Source organism: Bradyrhizobium sp. HKCCYLRH1030, assembly GCF_051168395.1.
Taxonomy (GTDB): Bacteria; Pseudomonadota; Alphaproteobacteria; order Rhizobiales; family Xanthobacteraceae; genus Bradyrhizobium.
Genome location: NZ_JBNPUY010000001.1, coordinates 646,993 through 662,121 on the forward strand (window position 1 = coordinate 646,993; position 15,129 = coordinate 662,121).

The 15,129-nt window shown below is 65.3% G+C and carries 16 protein-coding genes and 1 pseudogene; 12 read left to right on the forward strand and 5 right to left on the reverse strand.

Features of this window, described 5'->3' with window-relative positions; translation table 11 throughout:
* Positions 1 to 20 precede the first annotated feature (20 nt).
* From ACQR1E_RS02895 to ACQR1E_RS02905, 3 genes are all read right to left on the reverse strand, one after another.
* A complete protein-coding gene (locus ACQR1E_RS02895) occupies positions 21 to 797 on the reverse strand; it encodes a DUF2066 domain-containing protein (RefSeq protein ID WP_316170436.1) in 777 nt (258 codons plus the stop codon).
* Positions 798 to 885: 88 nt separating this feature from the next.
* Positions 886 to 1,182, reverse strand: coding sequence for a copper-binding protein (locus tag ACQR1E_RS02900; RefSeq protein ID WP_315712278.1), 297 nt, complete (start codon positions 1,180 to 1,182; stop codon positions 886 to 888).
* A gap of 892 nt (positions 1,183 to 2,074) precedes the next feature.
* Complete coding sequence (locus tag ACQR1E_RS02905; RefSeq protein WP_315751733.1) at positions 2,075 to 2,926, reverse strand: 3-hydroxybutyryl-CoA dehydrogenase; 852 nt, start codon at positions 2,924 to 2,926, stop codon at positions 2,075 to 2,077.
* 439 nt (positions 2,927 to 3,365) lie between these two features.
* On the opposite strand from ACQR1E_RS02905, the gene ACQR1E_RS02910 reads away from it, so the two are divergent.
* The 6 genes and pseudogenes from ACQR1E_RS02910 (at position 3,366) to ACQR1E_RS02935 (ending at position 7,233) form a co-directional block, all read left to right on the forward strand.
* Positions 3,366 to 3,830, forward strand: coding sequence for a DUF2231 domain-containing protein (locus tag ACQR1E_RS02910; RefSeq protein WP_315751734.1), 465 nt, complete (start codon positions 3,366 to 3,368; stop codon positions 3,828 to 3,830).
* A complete protein-coding gene (locus tag ACQR1E_RS02915; protein ID WP_434896643.1) occupies positions 3,827 to 5,167 on the forward strand; it encodes a PQQ-dependent sugar dehydrogenase in 1,341 nt (446 codons plus the stop codon). Before ACQR1E_RS02910 ends, ACQR1E_RS02915 begins: the two co-directional genes overlap by 4 nt.
* 38 nt (positions 5,168 to 5,205) lie before the next feature.
* Positions 5,206 to 5,403 (forward strand): hypothetical protein, encoded by a 198-nt coding sequence (locus tag ACQR1E_RS02920; RefSeq protein ID WP_315712282.1) that lies wholly within the window; start codon positions 5,206 to 5,208, stop codon positions 5,401 to 5,403.
* A gap of 132 nt (positions 5,404 to 5,535) precedes the next feature.
* A complete protein-coding gene (locus tag ACQR1E_RS02925; protein ID WP_315712284.1) occupies positions 5,536 to 5,742 on the forward strand; it encodes a hypothetical protein in 207 nt (68 codons plus the stop codon).
* A 95-nt stretch (positions 5,743 to 5,837) separates the two neighbouring features.
* Positions 5,838 to 6,632: a DUF72 domain-containing protein gene (locus tag ACQR1E_RS02930; protein ID WP_315826941.1), complete on the forward strand. Its 795-nt coding sequence runs from the start codon at positions 5,838 to 5,840 to the stop codon at positions 6,630 to 6,632.
* Positions 6,633 to 6,674: 42 nt separating this feature from the next.
* Positions 6,675 to 7,233 (forward strand): annotated as a pseudogene (locus ACQR1E_RS02935) (DUF4142 domain-containing protein).
* A 31-nt stretch (positions 7,234 to 7,264) separates the two neighbouring features.
* On the opposite strand, the gene ACQR1E_RS02940 reads toward ACQR1E_RS02935, so the two are convergent.
* Positions 7,265 to 7,618: a hypothetical protein gene (locus ACQR1E_RS02940; RefSeq protein WP_315751738.1), complete on the reverse strand. Its 354-nt coding sequence runs from the start codon at positions 7,616 to 7,618 to the stop codon at positions 7,265 to 7,267.
* A 393-nt stretch (positions 7,619 to 8,011) separates the two neighbouring features.
* On the opposite strand from ACQR1E_RS02940, the gene ACQR1E_RS02945 reads away from it, so the two are divergent.
* The 6 genes from ACQR1E_RS02945 (at position 8,012) to ACQR1E_RS02970 (ending at position 13,993) form a co-directional block, all read left to right on the forward strand.
* Complete coding sequence (locus tag ACQR1E_RS02945) at positions 8,012 to 8,749, forward strand: Crp/Fnr family transcriptional regulator (RefSeq protein ID WP_315712288.1); 738 nt, start codon at positions 8,012 to 8,014, stop codon at positions 8,747 to 8,749.
* A 64-nt stretch (positions 8,750 to 8,813) separates the two neighbouring features.
* The gene (locus tag ACQR1E_RS02950; protein ID WP_315712289.1) at positions 8,814 to 10,880 is read left to right on the forward strand and encodes a sensor histidine kinase; all 2,067 of its coding nucleotides are present in this window, start codon (positions 8,814 to 8,816) and stop codon (positions 10,878 to 10,880) included.
* A gap of 521 nt (positions 10,881 to 11,401) precedes the next feature.
* Complete coding sequence (locus ACQR1E_RS02955; RefSeq protein ID WP_315751739.1) at positions 11,402 to 12,295, forward strand: hypothetical protein; 894 nt, start codon at positions 11,402 to 11,404, stop codon at positions 12,293 to 12,295.
* A gap of 133 nt (positions 12,296 to 12,428) precedes the next feature.
* Complete coding sequence (locus ACQR1E_RS02960; RefSeq protein WP_315712292.1) at positions 12,429 to 12,635, forward strand: hypothetical protein; 207 nt, start codon at positions 12,429 to 12,431, stop codon at positions 12,633 to 12,635.
* A gap of 106 nt (positions 12,636 to 12,741) precedes the next feature.
* Positions 12,742 to 13,149: a hypothetical protein gene (locus tag ACQR1E_RS02965; RefSeq protein WP_315712293.1), complete on the forward strand. Its 408-nt coding sequence runs from the start codon at positions 12,742 to 12,744 to the stop codon at positions 13,147 to 13,149.
* 169 nt (positions 13,150 to 13,318) lie between these two features.
* Entirely contained in the window at positions 13,319 to 13,993 is a 675-nt protein-coding gene (locus ACQR1E_RS02970) for an HAD family hydrolase (protein ID WP_315712294.1), read from the forward strand.
* Positions 13,994 to 14,003: 10 nt separating this feature from the next.
* Here the strand turns inward: ACQR1E_RS02970 and ACQR1E_RS02975 are convergent, their stop codons facing one another.
* The gene (locus tag ACQR1E_RS02975) at positions 14,004 to 14,840 is read right to left on the reverse strand and encodes an HD domain-containing protein (protein WP_315712295.1); all 837 of its coding nucleotides are present in this window, start codon (positions 14,838 to 14,840) and stop codon (positions 14,004 to 14,006) included.
* Between the last annotated feature and the right edge of the window lie 289 nt (positions 14,841 to 15,129).

Below are 15,129 nucleotides of genomic sequence, written 5' to 3' on the forward strand. Positions count from 1 at the left end.
TGCAGACTATCGCGGCAACCTCACGGCGCTCCGTTGTCGGAGAGGAGTTGCGCTGCTCCACCGAGAGCACGGCGAAATGCTTCGTCGAACGTCACGCCACGGAATTGCCACCGATCTTGCTTGCCAGCGCGATCGAGGCGCCATTGCGTGACCCAGCCCAGTTCGGCATCGTCCCAGGTGAGATCGCCAAAGAGCATGACATCAGCGCCGGGAAACCACGGCGCAACCGCCGCGGACTGGACATCGTTCAACTTGGTCCGCTCAATGGCGGCCTTCGAGACCTCGGAGGCGCTTGGCAGAGCGATCTCGAGTCCACGCTTGACGGCCGCTGCGCGCAGCGCGTCGCGCTGCAGATCGGTCCTCCGGTCGTCGGATGCAACGAAGAAAGTACGACCGCCCGACGTCATCGCCACGATCACGGCAATCGACGGGCGCGGCGCTGGCCACGGCTTGATGTTCAAGCTCGCAAGCAACTGATCGATCCGCGCGCGATCGAATGACACAGTCAAGTCATACGGACGGTCGCGCGTGCCCTGCTCGTCGTGCTTCGGCTTGCCCGACATCTGATCGTGATAATCGAAGCCGGTGACGAACTCCGCTGCCCGCGCCTCGAGTGGCGCGAGCCTTGCGTCGTTCCTGAGCTGAAATGCACCGGACACCTTGATCAGCACGTCTTCCAGACATGCTGCAAATGCCGCCCGGCGATTGTCCTCGCCCTGACCGGTCACGACCGTCTGCGCCTGGTACAGGTCGGTCGGAGCCGCATTCGCAATAGTGCAGGCCCCGACGACCATCATCGCCCAGAGCCCGAGACGCCATACGCCCCAACCGCGGAGAGCACCGCACTGCCTCTGCCTCATCGCGCCCTCGATCCGGCTATGTCGGCTATTTCTGCCGGTCGAGCTTGACGATCGTCGGTGTGGCGGCGTCGGACGTCGAGAACGTCACGCGATCGCCGGCGTGGATGTTCTCGATCATGGCATTGTCCTTGATCTTGAACTCCTGGGCCGCTCCGGCCGTGTTGGCACCGACGGTCCCGTTGGGAACGCGCTTGATCGCGATCGTGCCGTTGAGACGGTTGATCCCCGTGACCATGCCCGCCGTGTCTTGCTCCGCTGCCAGAGCGGGCCAAGTCCCCGCAAACAGGGCGACCGTCGCCAGAGTAATGCCAACTGCTCTCATCGCTGTTCTCCTGCCTTGCTTCTCGCGGCAAACAAAACACCACGAATTCTTTGGTTCCCGGAACCTTCAGCTTCGTCGCTGACGACTTTGGGCCGTCTAACGCGCCACATCAATGCGCCGTGCAGCCCGTTTGTCGCCCCCAAGCACTACGCCTACATAAAACATGCTGATCGTCTCCGCCGCTGCGGACGACGCGCGCTCGACCGGGCGCAATCGCGAACCTTCTTCGACCGACACGGCTCGGCCACCCTCATGTAGTGATTTGCACGGATTTGTCATCAGACCAGCGCGTGATCAAAGTTTTCCTGCACTCGCAGTATCGACGCCCCGTAACGCCGAATTCATCAATGCGTCAGGATGCGCCTTGACAGCACAGGCAGCCGGGAGGACGATAACCGCGTCGTCCAATCTCGGTGGCCGTTCCTGACGACGCCGCGATGTCCGAACGACAACAAACCATCTGATTGCAGGGAGGTTCTATGACTCCACCTCCGTACCAGATCCGCTGAGTGCGACGGGACTCGCTTCGGACCATCGCATAGCGGCAAATCACGAACGGCACGCCGGGTCGCGGCTTAGTGGGCTGCATCAGCGAGGCATGGCCCCTTGCCCGCCCGGCGCTGTGCCGTCCATCTGGATCACTTCAGCGCGAGCTTTGTAGCTATCTGCGGCTTGAGGCCCGATACTCGGGTTGATACTGCGCAACGCGAACATTGGAACGTGTGATCAGTCGATCGCGTGCAGCAATCAGTTGACCAATGGCAGCCGAGATACCCGCTCGCGGCATCGCCGCATTCCCAATGTCCCCGACCAATATCCCCGAACGAAATCCTTCATCGCCTGATGCACGGCGGGTGCAGGCGCCACCCGCCGCCGAAGCAATCTGCCGCAGCTACTTGCTGTAGTCGTAGAAGCCCTTGCCGGTCTTGCGGCCGAGCTGGCCTGCGGCCACCATCTCCTTCAGCAACGGCGCCGGCCGATACTTCGGATCGTTGAAGCCGTTGTAGAACACCTCCATCACCGACAGCATCGTGTCGAGACCGATCAGATCGGCCAGCGCCAGCGGACCGATGGGGTGATTGCAGCCGAGCTTCATGCCCTCGTCGATGTCGGCCGCGGTGGCAATGCCTTCCGAATACGCGAAGATCGCCTCGTTGATCATCGGGCACAGGATGCGGTTTACGGCAAAGCCCGGGCTGTTCTTCGCGGTGATCGCGACCTTGCCGATCCGCTTGGCGAAATCGGCGGCGGCCGCATGGGTCGCATCCGAGGTCTGCAGGCCGCGGATCAGTTCGAGCAGCGCCATCATCGGCACCGGATTGAAGAAGTGCATGCCGATGAAGCGGTCGGGCCGGTCGGTGGCGGTGGCCAGCTTGGTGATCGAGATCGAGGAGGTGTTGGTCGCGATCAGCGCCTCGGGTTTCAGACCGGCAGAGAGGTCCTTGAGGATCTTGAGCTTCAACTCCTCGTTCTCCGTGGCGGCCTCGATGACCAGGTCGCAGTTCGACAGCTTCGCTTTGTCGGCGGTGCCGGTGATGAGCGACAACGCCCTGTCCTTGTCGGCGGTCGTCATCTTCTCCTTCTTGACCAGGCGATCGAGGCTGGAGCCCACCGTCGCCAGCCCGCGCGCCACGGCCTGCTCCGAGATGTCGACCATGACGACCGGAACGCCCGCGGCGGCGCACACCTGCGCGATGCCGTTGCCCATGGTGCCTGCTCCGATGATGCCGACCGTCTGAATCATTGCCGCTTCCTCTCAGTCTCGTATCCGCGGGGACCGCCCCGTCCTGCGCAGTTGCTTAACAGGCTATCGGCCGGCCGGGTAGACCCAAGGCGGCGGGCTGAGAAGGGGCCGGCTGCCCCGCGGTTCGACGGCACCGGGAGCGAACGGTCGCCCCGGGGTCCAAACCAAGAGCCGGCAGACAACCGGCACGGCGCCCAGCCAGAGCCAGCCGCCCGCACCCGCGCCGACGGCGCCGCGCAACGACGCGGCCGGCGACAGCGCGCGCGGCACCGGTCCGCTGAACAGGACCGCTGACCGACACGCCGGCACGGGCGCCCGGGCGGCGGCGGCCGTCGCGTGACGTTGCGTGAGCGCCACGCCAAATCCGTCGGTGTCATCGGAACACCTGTTGAGGCCGACGGTTCTCCACGCTGCAACAGGTCCAATCGAGGAGACCGCCGTGGCGACCGCCGAAACCACCCGACCATCCCCGGAGCCAACGGCGCAGATCGCACGGCATCCGATCCATCCGATGCTGGTGCCGTTCCCTATCGTCTGCTTCATCGGAGCGTTCGTCACCGACATCGCCTATTGGCGGACCGCTGAAATCATGTGGGCGGATATCTCCGCCTGGCTGCTGCTGGTCGGACTGATCATGGGCGTGCTGGCCGGCATCGCCGGGCTCATCGACTTCCTTGGCAATCGGCTGATCCGGTCGCAGGCACCGGCCTGGCCGCACATGGCCGGCAACCTCATCGCCCTGGTGCTGGCCTTCTTCAACAACTTGGTCCATTCACGCGATGCCTGGACCTCGGTCGTGCCGACCGGCCTCATCCTGTCGCTCGTCACGGTGCTGATCCTGCCCGTCACCGGCTGGCTCGGTTGGTCGCTCGTGTATCGTCACAGGGTGGGAGTCGCACGATGACGCCGTCCGGCTCCTCCCGCCTCGCGCCTCTGCTCACAGCCCTCCTGCTCGGAATATCCGCGCTTGGTCTCACCGCGTGCAACGAAGGCGGCGATCCGAACGCCGAGATCGGCGCCAACGTCAAGCTGCCCGCATTGACGCAATACCTGTTGCCGCCGATGAACGTCGCCACGGTGGTCGGCTGGAAACAGGGCGAGACTCCCAAAGTCGCGCCGGGCCTGAAGATCGAGGCGCTCGCGACCGGCCTGCAGCATCCGCGCTCGCTCTACACGCTGCTGGACGGCGACGTCCTGGTGGTGGAATCGAAAGCGCCGCCCCCGGCGCCGGCGAAACGGCCGAAGGATCTCGTGATGGCCCTCGTCGAATCCTGGGCCACGTCGGGCGGCAACACCGGAGCGAGCAACCGCGTCACATTGTTGCACGACGCCAATGGCGATGGCATTCCCGAGCAGCAGAGCCTGTTCATCGACCATCTCAATTCGCCGTTCGGGATCGCTCTGGTCGGCAACGATCTCTACATCGCCAACACCGACGCCATCGTTCGATATCCCTACACGCCGGGCGAAACCCAGATGAAGGATGCGGGCACGACGCTTGCCGCGCTGCCGGGCGGCCCGATCGATCATCACTGGACCAAGAGCCTGGTGGCGAGCCCCGACGGCCGGTTGCTCTATGTGGGCGTCGGCTCCAACAGCAACATCACCGAGAACGGCATCGAGGCCGAGAAGAACCGTGCCGCCATTCTCGAGGTGGATCGCACCACGGGACGCTGGCGGGTATTCGCGAGCGGCCTGCGCAATCCGAACGGATTGAGCTTCGAGCCGCAGAGCGGCGCGCTGTGGACGGTCGTGAACGAGCGTGACGAGATCGGTCCGGACCTCGTGCCCGACTACATGACCTCGGTGAAGGACGGCGGCTTCTATGGCTGGCCATACAGCTATTACGGCCAGCATGTCGATCCCCGCGTGCAGCCGCAGCGGCCGGACCTGGTCGAAAAGGCCATCGTCCCGGACTACGCGCTCAGCTCGCATGTCGCGCCGCTCGGCATGACGTTCTACACCGCCAGCGCACTGCCGCAGGCCTATCGCGGCGGCGCGTTCGTCGGCGAGCACGGCAGCTGGAACCGCACGCCGTTGAACGGCTACAAGGTGGTCTACGTCCCCTTCGATGGCGGCAAGCCGAACGGCGAAGCCCAGGACGTCGTGACCGGCTTCCTCAATGATCGGAACGAGGCGCGCGGCCGGCCGGTCGGTCTCGCCGTGGACAAGACCGGCGCCCTGCTGATTGCCGACGATGTCGGCAATACGGTCTGGCGCGTCACGGCATCCGGCGGCTGACGGCCTTCAGCCGAATGACGCGAAGAATGGAGGACGATATGGGACTGGCTCAATACGCCATCGTTGCAGTCGGCGATCATTGGAGCGTGCTGCATGACGGCAACGCCCATGGCGACTACGCGACCAAAGAGGCTGCGTTCGAATCCGCTGCATCAGCTGCGACGCTGGCCATCAAGCAAGGCCACGAGGTGCATCTCAGCGTTCCGGGCAATGACCCCGATCGCTCGAACAACTAATCAGCACCACAACACTCATCGTGGGTTCCGACGGGACCTCCAGGGATAGTGAAGTGCACGCTAACGTGTGTTAGCGACAGCCCCTCGGCAGGGCAGCAGACTCATGTTCGGAGGATCAACAGGAGTTTCGCCATGAAGGTCACCCGGAACCGGCGCAAGCAGACAGTGTCGTTCCGCCAGCGGCTGCAGCAGGCTGCAGCCGCTGCCCGCGAGGCGGCAGCACGTCTTCCCGCAGGCCCCGAACGCGACATCATGCTGAAGAAGGCGATGCAGGCGGAGACGGCGGCGCATATCAACGAGCTGTTGAGCGCGCCGGTGCTGCACGCCGCGGAGCGCTAGACCACGCGCCGTATCGTCTGCTGCGGCTCTGAAAGGAACCCGAACGCCATCACGACGCTTTGCTTTCGAGGTCTTGTCTCAGCGAGAGGACGATGATGGCCCGGGTCGTGATAGGCACATCGGGATGGCACTACGAGTCCTGGCGCGGCGCGTTCTTTCCGCCGGGACTGCTGATCAGACATCGGCTGCCCTACTACGCCAGCCAGTTCGAGACCACCGAGCTGAATGGCGTGTTCTACAGGACACCGACGGAAGCTGCCGTCCGCGGCTGGCGCGATCAGACCGGGCCCGATTTCGTTTTCGCCTGGAAGGCCTCCAAGTTCATCACGCATTGGAAGCGCCTGTCTGCGCGCTCGGTCAACAGCATCGCGCTGATGGAGAGCCGGCTGTCGCTGCTCGGCGACAAGGCCGGCCCCGTGCTGTTCCAGCTGCCGCCGCAATTCGAAGCGAATCCAGAACGGCTCGAGTCGTTTCTGCCGCTGCTGCCGACGCACCGGCGCTACAGCTTCGAATTCCGTCACCCGAGCTGGTACACACCGGCCATCATGCGCCTGCTGAGGGACGCGAACATCTCGCTCTGCCTGTCGGACCATCACGACGCGCCGGCGCCGTGGAGGCGCACGGCCGATTTCGTCTATGTGCGCGGCCATGGTCCGGGCGGCCGCTACAAGGACAACTATCCGGACGCGACACTCGAGGCCTGGGCCAAGCGCATGCGCGCCTGGGCGTCGCGCGGCATCGACGTCTACGTCTATTTCGACAACGACCAGAAGAGCGCGGCACCCGCCGACGCTCTGCGGCTACGTCGGCTGCTCGCGGCGTCTTCTCACCGGGCAGGCCGCGCAGCGCGCGCCAGCTCGTCCGAACATCGTGCACATCTCTCGGTTTAGGTCTGCAACCAACGAGAGGAACGATCCGCGCGACGCACACTCATCACGCTCGGTTGCCTGGTGCTGGCGGGCCCTTCCCTCGCCCAATCCGTCGGCGAAAAGACCGGGGTGAATTCGGCGCTCGGCATTGTCGCCGGGCACGGAGGACTTCGTCAAGCAGGTCGCCATCAGCGACATGTTCGAACTACAGTCGAACCAGCTCGCCGAGCAGAAGGGCAACGCGCAGGAGAAGAGCTTCGCCGCGCAGATGGTCAAGGATCACACCAAGACGTCGACCGAGCTGAAGAGCATGGTCGAGAGCGGCAAGGTCAAGGTCCAACTGCCCGCCGCTCTCGACAGCGCGCATCAGAGCAAGCTCGACAAGCTGAAGGCCGCGAGCGGCAAGGACTTCAGCTCGGATTTCGACGACATGCAGGTCAGCGCCCACAAGGACGCGGTGTCGCTGTTCGAGCGCTATGCGAAGGGCGGCGACAATCCGGCGCTGAAGGAATGGGCCGGCAAGAACCTGCCGGCCCTGCAGCATCATCTCGAAATGGCGCAGAACCTCGACAAGGGCAAGCGAGCGAACGATATGAGCGCCGGTCCGAGCTGGCCCTCATGATGTTCGGATGCTGTGCCGTGCAGTCCCGTCGTCAGGCGGCGCGGACGGAGGATTGCCGAGTTGATCGATGCTCGACTCGATCCGTACGCGATCGACCTCGATCCGGCCTTGCGGCGCGGTCGACCATCGCGCGCACGTCGGTGAGCTTTGCCTTGGCAGCGCTCAGTCCGTCGAAGATGGCTTGGCTGTCGGAGAGCGTCTCAACGGCCGCTTTCGCTTTGGCGAAGGCGGCGTCGGCCTGCTGCCCGGCCTTGTCGACGGACTTGATCGCTTCGGTTCTGCTCGCGTAGGCGCGATAGTGAGATACCAGCACCTCGCCCCCGAGAACACAGGCAAGCGCCGTGACCGAGAGCATCGATGCCGAAAAGAGCTGACCGACTCGCATTGATGCATTTCCAGTTGCTTGTTTTGATCAACCCAGAAGCCGGAACTAAGGGGGCCTTAACTACACAGGTTTCGCCGAGCGCCAGATCGTCGCGATCACGCATCGGGTCCCGTAATTTCACGGGCTTCGACGGTGATGCCGCATCAGATTTCATGAGAGTTCCACGACAGGGGCGCGAAGGACTGGTCGGACTCGCGCGATGTTGCCCAGCTCCGAGCATCGCTGAGGGCAGGAGCATCGCCAAGATGCCGCAGCAGTCCCCGGCCGCGGGCCGCACTTTGGTTCCGCGCGCAGGTGCAGAAAGATCAGCGGTCAACGCGGTATCATGCTAACATAAGTTATTGAAGTCGCACCGAATGGAACCCCAATAAACCAACTCGGGGGAACCACTCTTTGAGTCATCTGGTCCGCAAGCTCGAGAATTTCGTCCGCCTCTCTGCGGCCGACCGCCTGATGCTCAACCGCGCGGCGGCTCAACGGGTAAGGACCTTCGCGCCACGCACCGACATCGCGCGCGAAGGCGAGAAGCCCAAGGACGTGCATCTGATCCTGAACGGCTGGGCCTGCCGCTACAAGCAGCTCGAGGACGGCCGCCGCCAGATCGTCTCGTTCTTCCTGCCTGGCGATATCTGCGATCTCAACATCTTCATCCTGCGCGAGATGGACCATTCGATCGGCACCATCACGCCGGTGTCGATCGCCGACCTGCCGCGCGAGTTCTTCGACGAGATCAGCGCCGGCTATCCGCGCATTGCGACGGCGTTCTGGTGGGAGACGCTGGTCAACGCCGCAATCCAGCGCGAATGGACCATGAATCTCGGGCAACGCACCGCGTCCGAACGCATGGCTCACCTGTTGTGCGAACTGTTCTTCCGGCTGCGGCTGGCGGGCCTGGCCGACGACAGCAGTTGCAGCTTCCCTCTCACCCAGGCAGATCTCGCCGAGGCGACAGGCCTGTCGAAGGTCCACGTCAACCGCACGCTGCAGGAACTGCGCGCCAGCAACCTGATCGTGCTCAAGGGCAAGATGCTGGTACTTCCGGACCTCGAGCGCCTGATGAGCGCCGGCCTGTTCAACGCGAATTACTTGCATTTGGACCGCGAAGGCCGTCAGCTCGACGCGAATGAGTGAGAGGTTCGGAGCGCTGGCGCTTGCGCTATGCTGACCGTGTCGGCACTCTGCCGGGGAAACGGCGATGGTCGAACAGCGCATGGTGGACGGACCCTTCGAGCAGGAGATCGTGCAGCGCCTCGGGCTGATGCCCAACCTGTTCAGGTCGGCGCCGTCGGCGCCTGAGGCGACCCGACAGCTCTGGCAGTTCGCCAAATGCGCCTATCTCGACACCCCGCTTCCGGCCCTTTTCAAGGAGCGGCTCGCCGTCCATCTGTCGCGCCTCAACCGCTCGCCTTATTGTCTGACCCGGCATTTCGGATTTCTGGTCGGATTGGGCAAGCCCGCGGGTGACTCGACGTCTCGCCCGGAGACGATCGATCGGGCGCGTCACCTGCTCGCGCGGCCGCTCGCGGATCCCGCGCGCGCCGCGGCGGCGCTCGACCGGCTTGAACTCGTCCAGCCCCCGCTCGACATCCCGGAGCCGGGCAGCGATGGTGAGGCGGACCTGTTCGAGGCCGCGTCGGTGCTGTTCATGCAGCGTGCTGATTCCGACCGCTCGCGGCGCGCAATCCGACATGCCTTCGGCAACACCAGGTTCGATCTGCTGGCGGCCTTCCTCGCCTATCTGCGCACAGCCCATTTCTGGGCCGATGTACACCTGCTTGCGATCGATTCGGACGTGCTTGCCCTCGCACAGACCGATCCCGAGCTTGCCGTCTGCCTCGGGTGCAGCGAGCTGCCGGAGGCAGGGCCGTCCGCACGGCAGCCGCATTCGAACGGCGGCGATGCCGGCGATCATCGGCTGCGCCGCCTCCTCGAGATCGATTCGGTCGGCGTGCTGTTCTTCGATCATGCAGCCGGCACCCTGATCGACGCCAACGAGGCCTTCTTGGCGATGACAGGCTATTCGCGCCAGGACATCGACAGCGGCGAGCTGACCTGGAAGAGCCTGACACCCCCGGAATGGATGCGCACCTCGAGCGACCAGATCGAGCTGCTGCGGCAGACCGGCCGGATCGGTCCCTATGAGAAGCAGTATTTTCGCAAGGACGGGGAACGCGCCTGGATGATGTTCGCCGGCCGTGACCTCGGCGACGGCACCCTGGTCGGGCTCGCGATGAACATCGACGACCGCAAGCGCACCGAGGCCGCGCTGCGCGACAGCGAGGCGCGCTTCCGCCAGTTCGGCGAAGCATCCTCCGACGTCGTGTGGATCCGCGATGCCGAGACCCTGCGCTGGGAATATCTCAGCCCCGCATTCGAGACGATCTATGGCGTCCCGCGCAGCGCTGTGCTCCGCGGCGACCATCTGGCATCGTGGACCGAGCTCATGCTGCCGGAGGACCGGCCCCGCGCCATCGAGAGCCTCGAGCGCGCCCGGCGTGGCCAGCGCGACAGCCTGGATGTCCGTATCGTCAGCCAGCCGGACGACGTCACGCGCTGGCTGCGCATCCGTAGTTTTCCCATGGTCGACGAGTTGGGACGGGTGCAGCGCATCGGCGGCATCACCCAAGACATCACGGCGCTGGTCTCGGCCTCCGAGCACCAGAAGCTGCTGCTCGCCGAGCTGCAGCACCGCGTCCGCAACATGCTCGCCGTGATCCGCTCGATCATCCGCCGCACGGGCGACTCGAGCGACAGTGTCGAGGATTTCGCCAGTCACCTCGAAGGCCGCATCACAGCGCTGTCGCGCATCCAGGCGGTCGTCACGCGCGATCCCCTCGCCGGTTTCGATCTGGCCGAACTGATCGCCGATGAGCTGCGCGCCGGCGCCGCGCGCGAGGACAGGCAATTCTCGCTGTCGGGCCCCCAGGTGCGACTGAAGCCGAAGGCGGCCGAGAGCATCGGGCTTGCCATGCACGAGCTCGCGACCAATGCGCTGAAATACGGTGCGCTGACAGTGCCGCGGGGCTTCATCAGGATCGAATGGCGGCTCGATGAGCGCGACGCGGCCGACTGGCTGGTCATCGACTGGACCGAGACCGGCATGTCCGGCCGTCCGCTGGGTGCGCAGCGCCAGGGTTTTGGAACCGTGCTGCTGGAACAGATGCTGCCGTACGAGGTCGGTGCCCGCGTTGTCCGGCGCTTCGAACCGAGCGGCCTCTGCTGCGAGATCCGGGTGCCCACGGGCGACATTCTCAAGCGTTGACGGGCCGATCGACGCTTCATTTCGCGGCACCGGTCGGTAACAATGGCCAGGATCTCGCCGGCACGGCGAAACGCCGTCGGCATAGCCTTCGCGGTGCATTCGGGGTATGCTCCGCCTGCGGCCAGAGGTGGAGGTCGCATGGGTCGCGCAACCGCCATGTCTTCGCCTTGGTTGGGGCGGATATGACCAAGTGTCGATGAGAATGGGAATCAGCAGAGCGTCGGCGCGACGGAACGATGATGGGACGTTCCCGAGTATGCGGCTCTGGCCAAGATGGATCACCGTGAACATGCAGATGCGTGGGCACGAGGGACAACCGGTATCCAGGTTCTGTGCTGATGCGGCCGGAGAGGCCGAGCGTTTCGTGGCGCAGTCGTCATCCGACGTTGGTGTCACGAAGCGTCAGTACGATGCAGCGTGAGTACGCGAAGCGTGGGTGCACGAGGCGTTGGTAGGACGACGCATCGGAACAGAGCCGAGCGCCGCCTGCGAGGCGGACGACAACGGAGGACGGAGCGTCAATGCTTGCAACGACGACCAAGGACGGCGATCAGCAGCCTCATGCCGTGATCGATCCCGAGATCGTGCTGGCGGCCCGCGCCGATCGCACTGCCGCCGAAGCGGACAGGCGCAGCTCGCAACGGCCACCGGACGTGCCCTCGCCGAAGATCGACCCTGACTACAGGACGCAGGCGACCAGCGACTTCGCGGTCACCGGAGAGCGCAGCACGTTCGCCACCTGGGCCGTGCGCACCATTCTGGCGGTGCTGTTCGCGGTCGGCAGCGCCGTCGCCGCAGCCGCCTGGCAGAGCTATGGAGACCAGGCCCAGGAGATGATCGCGCATTGGATGCCGCGGATCTCGCTGGCTTCGAACGCCGACAAGGATGCCGCGGCACAGCCAGCCGCGACCGCGCCCCAGCAGGCGGCCGCAGAAGCGCCGGCCGAGGTGCAGGAGCACGCAACGAGCGCGGTTGGCGCGACCTCGCAGGAGCAGGCGCAGTTGCTGCAATCGATGGCCCACGACCTCGCTGCCTTGAGCCAGCAGATCGGCGAGCTGAAGACGAGCCTCGCACAGCTGAAGGCCGGGCAGGAGCAGATGGTCCGCGACATGGCGCGGGTCGCCGAGGCCAAGTCCAGCGACAGGCCCGCCGAGCGGCCGAGCGAGCGGACCGCGGAAGCACGGTCGTTCGATCCGCGCGCCATCGAGCAGACGATCCGGCCGCGCCCGGCCGCGCGCCCTGCAACGGCGGCCGTGACCCCGGCACAGCCTGGTGCGGCAGCACCGCACCGGCCGCGCATGCCGCCGCCGGCCGCAACCAGCATGGCCCCTCCGCCGCCCGCCCCGATGCCGCTGCCGTCGGCGCCGGTCGATCCGGATCAGCCCGTGGTGCGCCCGCCAATGCCGGTGCGCTGAAGGATCCGCACAGGCGCCCGCGCTGGTCCGCGCCGATCGGCGCGGCGGTGATCGATGTCGTCGATCCACTTGTGGCGACGCGGCTTTCCGAGCTAAGGAACTGCGCCTGACAATGCGCATCCCCGAGGGGTTCATGAGCCTGACCGATCCGACCGTCCTGTCCGCCTCCGACCTCGCAGACCGCATCGCGATCCTGCGCGACAACATCCGCCAGATCACCGAGCAGGCCGCCTCGCAGTCGGGTGCCGCGGACGAGGAGCGCAACGCCGACCGCCTCGCGCAGCAGAGCGAGGAGCTCGACGTTCTGCTCAAGGAGCAGGAGCGGCGGCTGAACAAATAGCCGGCGACCCCTTCGATCAATTCGCGCGTGCTGCACTGCGCTCGTTGTTGCCCGCGCTTCGCCCACAGGCTAGCCTCGCCGAAAACAAGCGGGAGGTAGCCAGAGAATGCGAAACGGTCTGCTTTACACGTCAACCCTTGCGGCATTGACCATCGCGGCATTGCTGGCGGCCCTGACACCGGGCAGCGCCGAGCCACGCCACATGTATACGACCATGGTACTGGAGGCGTTCGCCACCAAGGTCGAATGTCCCGGCGTCGATGTCGTCTATCAGGATCTGGTCCAGAAGGCGCAGGACATGAAGATGCCTGACGGCACGACCGAGAAGGTGCGCAAGGCGATCGCCTACATGCACACCGGCGGCAAGATGGGCGAGAAGCAGGACGACGATCTGATGGCGGAGGTGGCCGTCGCCACGCAGGCCATCGACATGGATCAGCGCCGCCTCGGCATGACGAACTGGTGCGAGGAGCAGAAGAAGACGCTGGCCGGCTTCATCCGTCCCAAGGGCTGACCCCGGAGCGGCCTCGGGGCTACCGACGGAGTGGAAAGACCGCACGGCTCGTCGGTCTGCGCACAGCCATAGCGGGCACGGCACAGCCCGGCGGCGGGCAGGAACCCGGATGGCCGCTGCCGCTTGGCCTTGAGCTGCTACGCAGCAGACATCCAGCCCGGAGCGAGCCATGCGCATCGAAACCGCCTTCCTGTTCGACCTCGACGGCACGCTGGTCGACAGCGTCTATCAGCACGTGCTCGCCTGGAAGACGGCGCTGGATGCCGAGAACATCGAGCTCTCGGTCTGGCGCATCCACCGCAAGATCGGCATGAGCGGCGGCCTGTTCACCAACCAGCTGCTGCGCGAGACCGGTTTTGCCATCGAGCCCGAGCGGATCGAGCGGCTGCGGAAAGCGCATGCGGCGGCCTATCAGAAGCTCGGAGGCCAGGTCCGGCCCCTGCCCGGCGCCCGCGAGCTGCTGGGTTTCCTGACCGATGCCGGCATCCCCTGGGCGATCGCGACCAGCGGCAGAATGGAAACGGCGGCCGTCAATCTCGCCGCGCTCGGCGTCGATCCCAAGACCAGCGCCGTCGTGACCCGCGACGAGGTCCGCTACGCCAAGCCTGATCCCGACCTGTTTCTCGCGGCCGCCGCCCGCCTCGACGCGCCGATCGAGCGCGCGGTCGTGATCGGCGACAGCATCTGGGACATGCTTGCCGCAACCCGCTGCCGGGCGCTCGGCGTCGGCCTGTTGAGTGGTGGCTATGGCTCGGAGGAATTGCGCCAGTCCGGCGCCATCCGCGTCTACGAGGACCCGGCCGACCTGCTCGACCACATCGACGAGGTCGGGGGCCGGCGTTGACTCCAGCCAGTCAGCTCTGCGGGCCCGACAGCGAGATGTCGCGTTCGGCGCGGAACACGTTGGCATAGAGGTTGGCGATCCACTGGCGCCCCGTCGATGTCATGTTGAGATAGCGGATCTCGGTCTGGATGTGCGGGGCGACGCTGTTCCAATAAAACTGCGGATAACGATTGACGATGTCGGCCGGTGACTCATAGCCGAGCTGCCGGTTGATGCCGACCTCCTCGAACTCGTGATACAGCGCGTTGGCCTTGCGGATGTAGTTGGGGTCGCCGAGCTGGCCGATCAGGTCGGCGGCGCGCACGATCGACTGCTCCTCGTCGAACTGCTGGCCGGCGAGCGGCGGAAAGCGCGTGCCCTCGATGGCGCGGGCGATGCGGTCCTTGTCCAGCGGCGCCATGCCTTCGATGCGGTTGATCACGTACAGCTTCGAGCGGTCGACGTGATACGGCATCAGGCTGGCATCGGAGGAGCCGCGCGGCAGGCAGATCTTGCGGCCGCCGCGATCGACGACGAAGCCATTGACATCGTCTTCCCTGAACAAGCCGCGGACATAGCCGATGTCGTGAAGCAGGCAGGCCAGGATGACGTGGACGTAGTCGTCCGCCGTCATGTGGCTGTGCAGCGCACGGCCGCGCAGGATCTCGTGGCCGGCCAACGTCACCAGCAAGGTGTGCTCGACGTTGTGATACAGCGCATCGCTGTTGCCGATGCATTCCAGCGCAATGCGCGCAGCTGCCGGAAGCATCTCCGTCAACTGGGTATGAGACGATCCGAAACGGCGTCGCATATAGGAGCTGAGGAAACGCTCCAACGCCGCTGCCGCGAGCTCCGGTAAGGTCATCATCGCCGCTGCCCCGCCTCAGACAGCCCAAACACAACGTCAAAAGACATAACGCCCGAAAACACAATCACGATAACGCGGCTCGTGGCACGACTGAGACGTCACGATGATCCGGCTCGGGACGGCCAGCTTCGCACGGACACGCGCGAGATCGGCCTCCCGGGGGCGTCGAGCACCTTGGCCGACGAGCATAGCCCAGGTCGAGGATATCGGCCACACCCGGACGGGCACACACCGGAAAACTGCGGGCCGAGCGGCTGCACCTGAGCAGCTCAAATTCGATCGCCGCGGC

Bases quoted from the DNA above. Each gene is read 5' to 3' on its own strand.
- ACQR1E_RS02975 (WP_315712295.1), bottom strand. From the start codon at position 14,840: ATGATGACCTTACCGGAGCTCGCGGCAGCGGCGTTGGAGCGTTTCCTC.
- ACQR1E_RS02950 (WP_315712289.1), top strand. From the start codon at position 8,814: ATGGTCGAACAGCGCATGGTGGACGGACCCTTCGAGCAGGAGATCGTG.
- ACQR1E_RS02960 (WP_315712292.1), top strand. From the start codon at position 12,429: ATGAGCCTGACCGATCCGACCGTCCTGTCCGCCTCCGACCTCGCAGAC.
- ACQR1E_RS02965 (WP_315712293.1), top strand. From the start codon at position 12,742: ATGCGAAACGGTCTGCTTTACACGTCAACCCTTGCGGCATTGACCATC.
- ACQR1E_RS02900 (WP_315712278.1), bottom strand. From the start codon at position 1,182: ATGAGAGCAGTTGGCATTACTCTGGCGACGGTCGCCCTGTTTGCGGGG.
- ACQR1E_RS02915 (WP_434896643.1), top strand. From the start codon at position 3,827: ATGACGCCGTCCGGCTCCTCCCGCCTCGCGCCTCTGCTCACAGCCCTC.
- ACQR1E_RS02905 (WP_315751733.1), bottom strand. From the start codon at position 2,926: ATGATTCAGACGGTCGGCATCATCGGAGCAGGCACCATGGGCAACGGC.
- ACQR1E_RS02930 (WP_315826941.1), top strand. From the start codon at position 5,838: ATGGCCCGGGTCGTGATAGGCACATCGGGATGGCACTACGAGTCCTGG.
- ACQR1E_RS02920 (WP_315712282.1), top strand. From the start codon at position 5,206: ATGGGACTGGCTCAATACGCCATCGTTGCAGTCGGCGATCATTGGAGC.
- ACQR1E_RS02970 (WP_315712294.1), top strand. From the start codon at position 13,319: ATGCGCATCGAAACCGCCTTCCTGTTCGACCTCGACGGCACGCTGGTC.
- ACQR1E_RS02955 (WP_315751739.1), top strand. From the start codon at position 11,402: ATGCTTGCAACGACGACCAAGGACGGCGATCAGCAGCCTCATGCCGTG.
- ACQR1E_RS02895 (WP_316170436.1), bottom strand. From the start codon at position 797: ATGATGGTCGTCGGGGCCTGCACTATTGCGAATGCGGCTCCGACCGAC.
- ACQR1E_RS02925 (WP_315712284.1), top strand. From the start codon at position 5,536: ATGAAGGTCACCCGGAACCGGCGCAAGCAGACAGTGTCGTTCCGCCAG.
- ACQR1E_RS02940 (WP_315751738.1), bottom strand. From the start codon at position 7,618: ATGCGAGTCGGTCAGCTCTTTTCGGCATCGATGCTCTCGGTCACGGCG.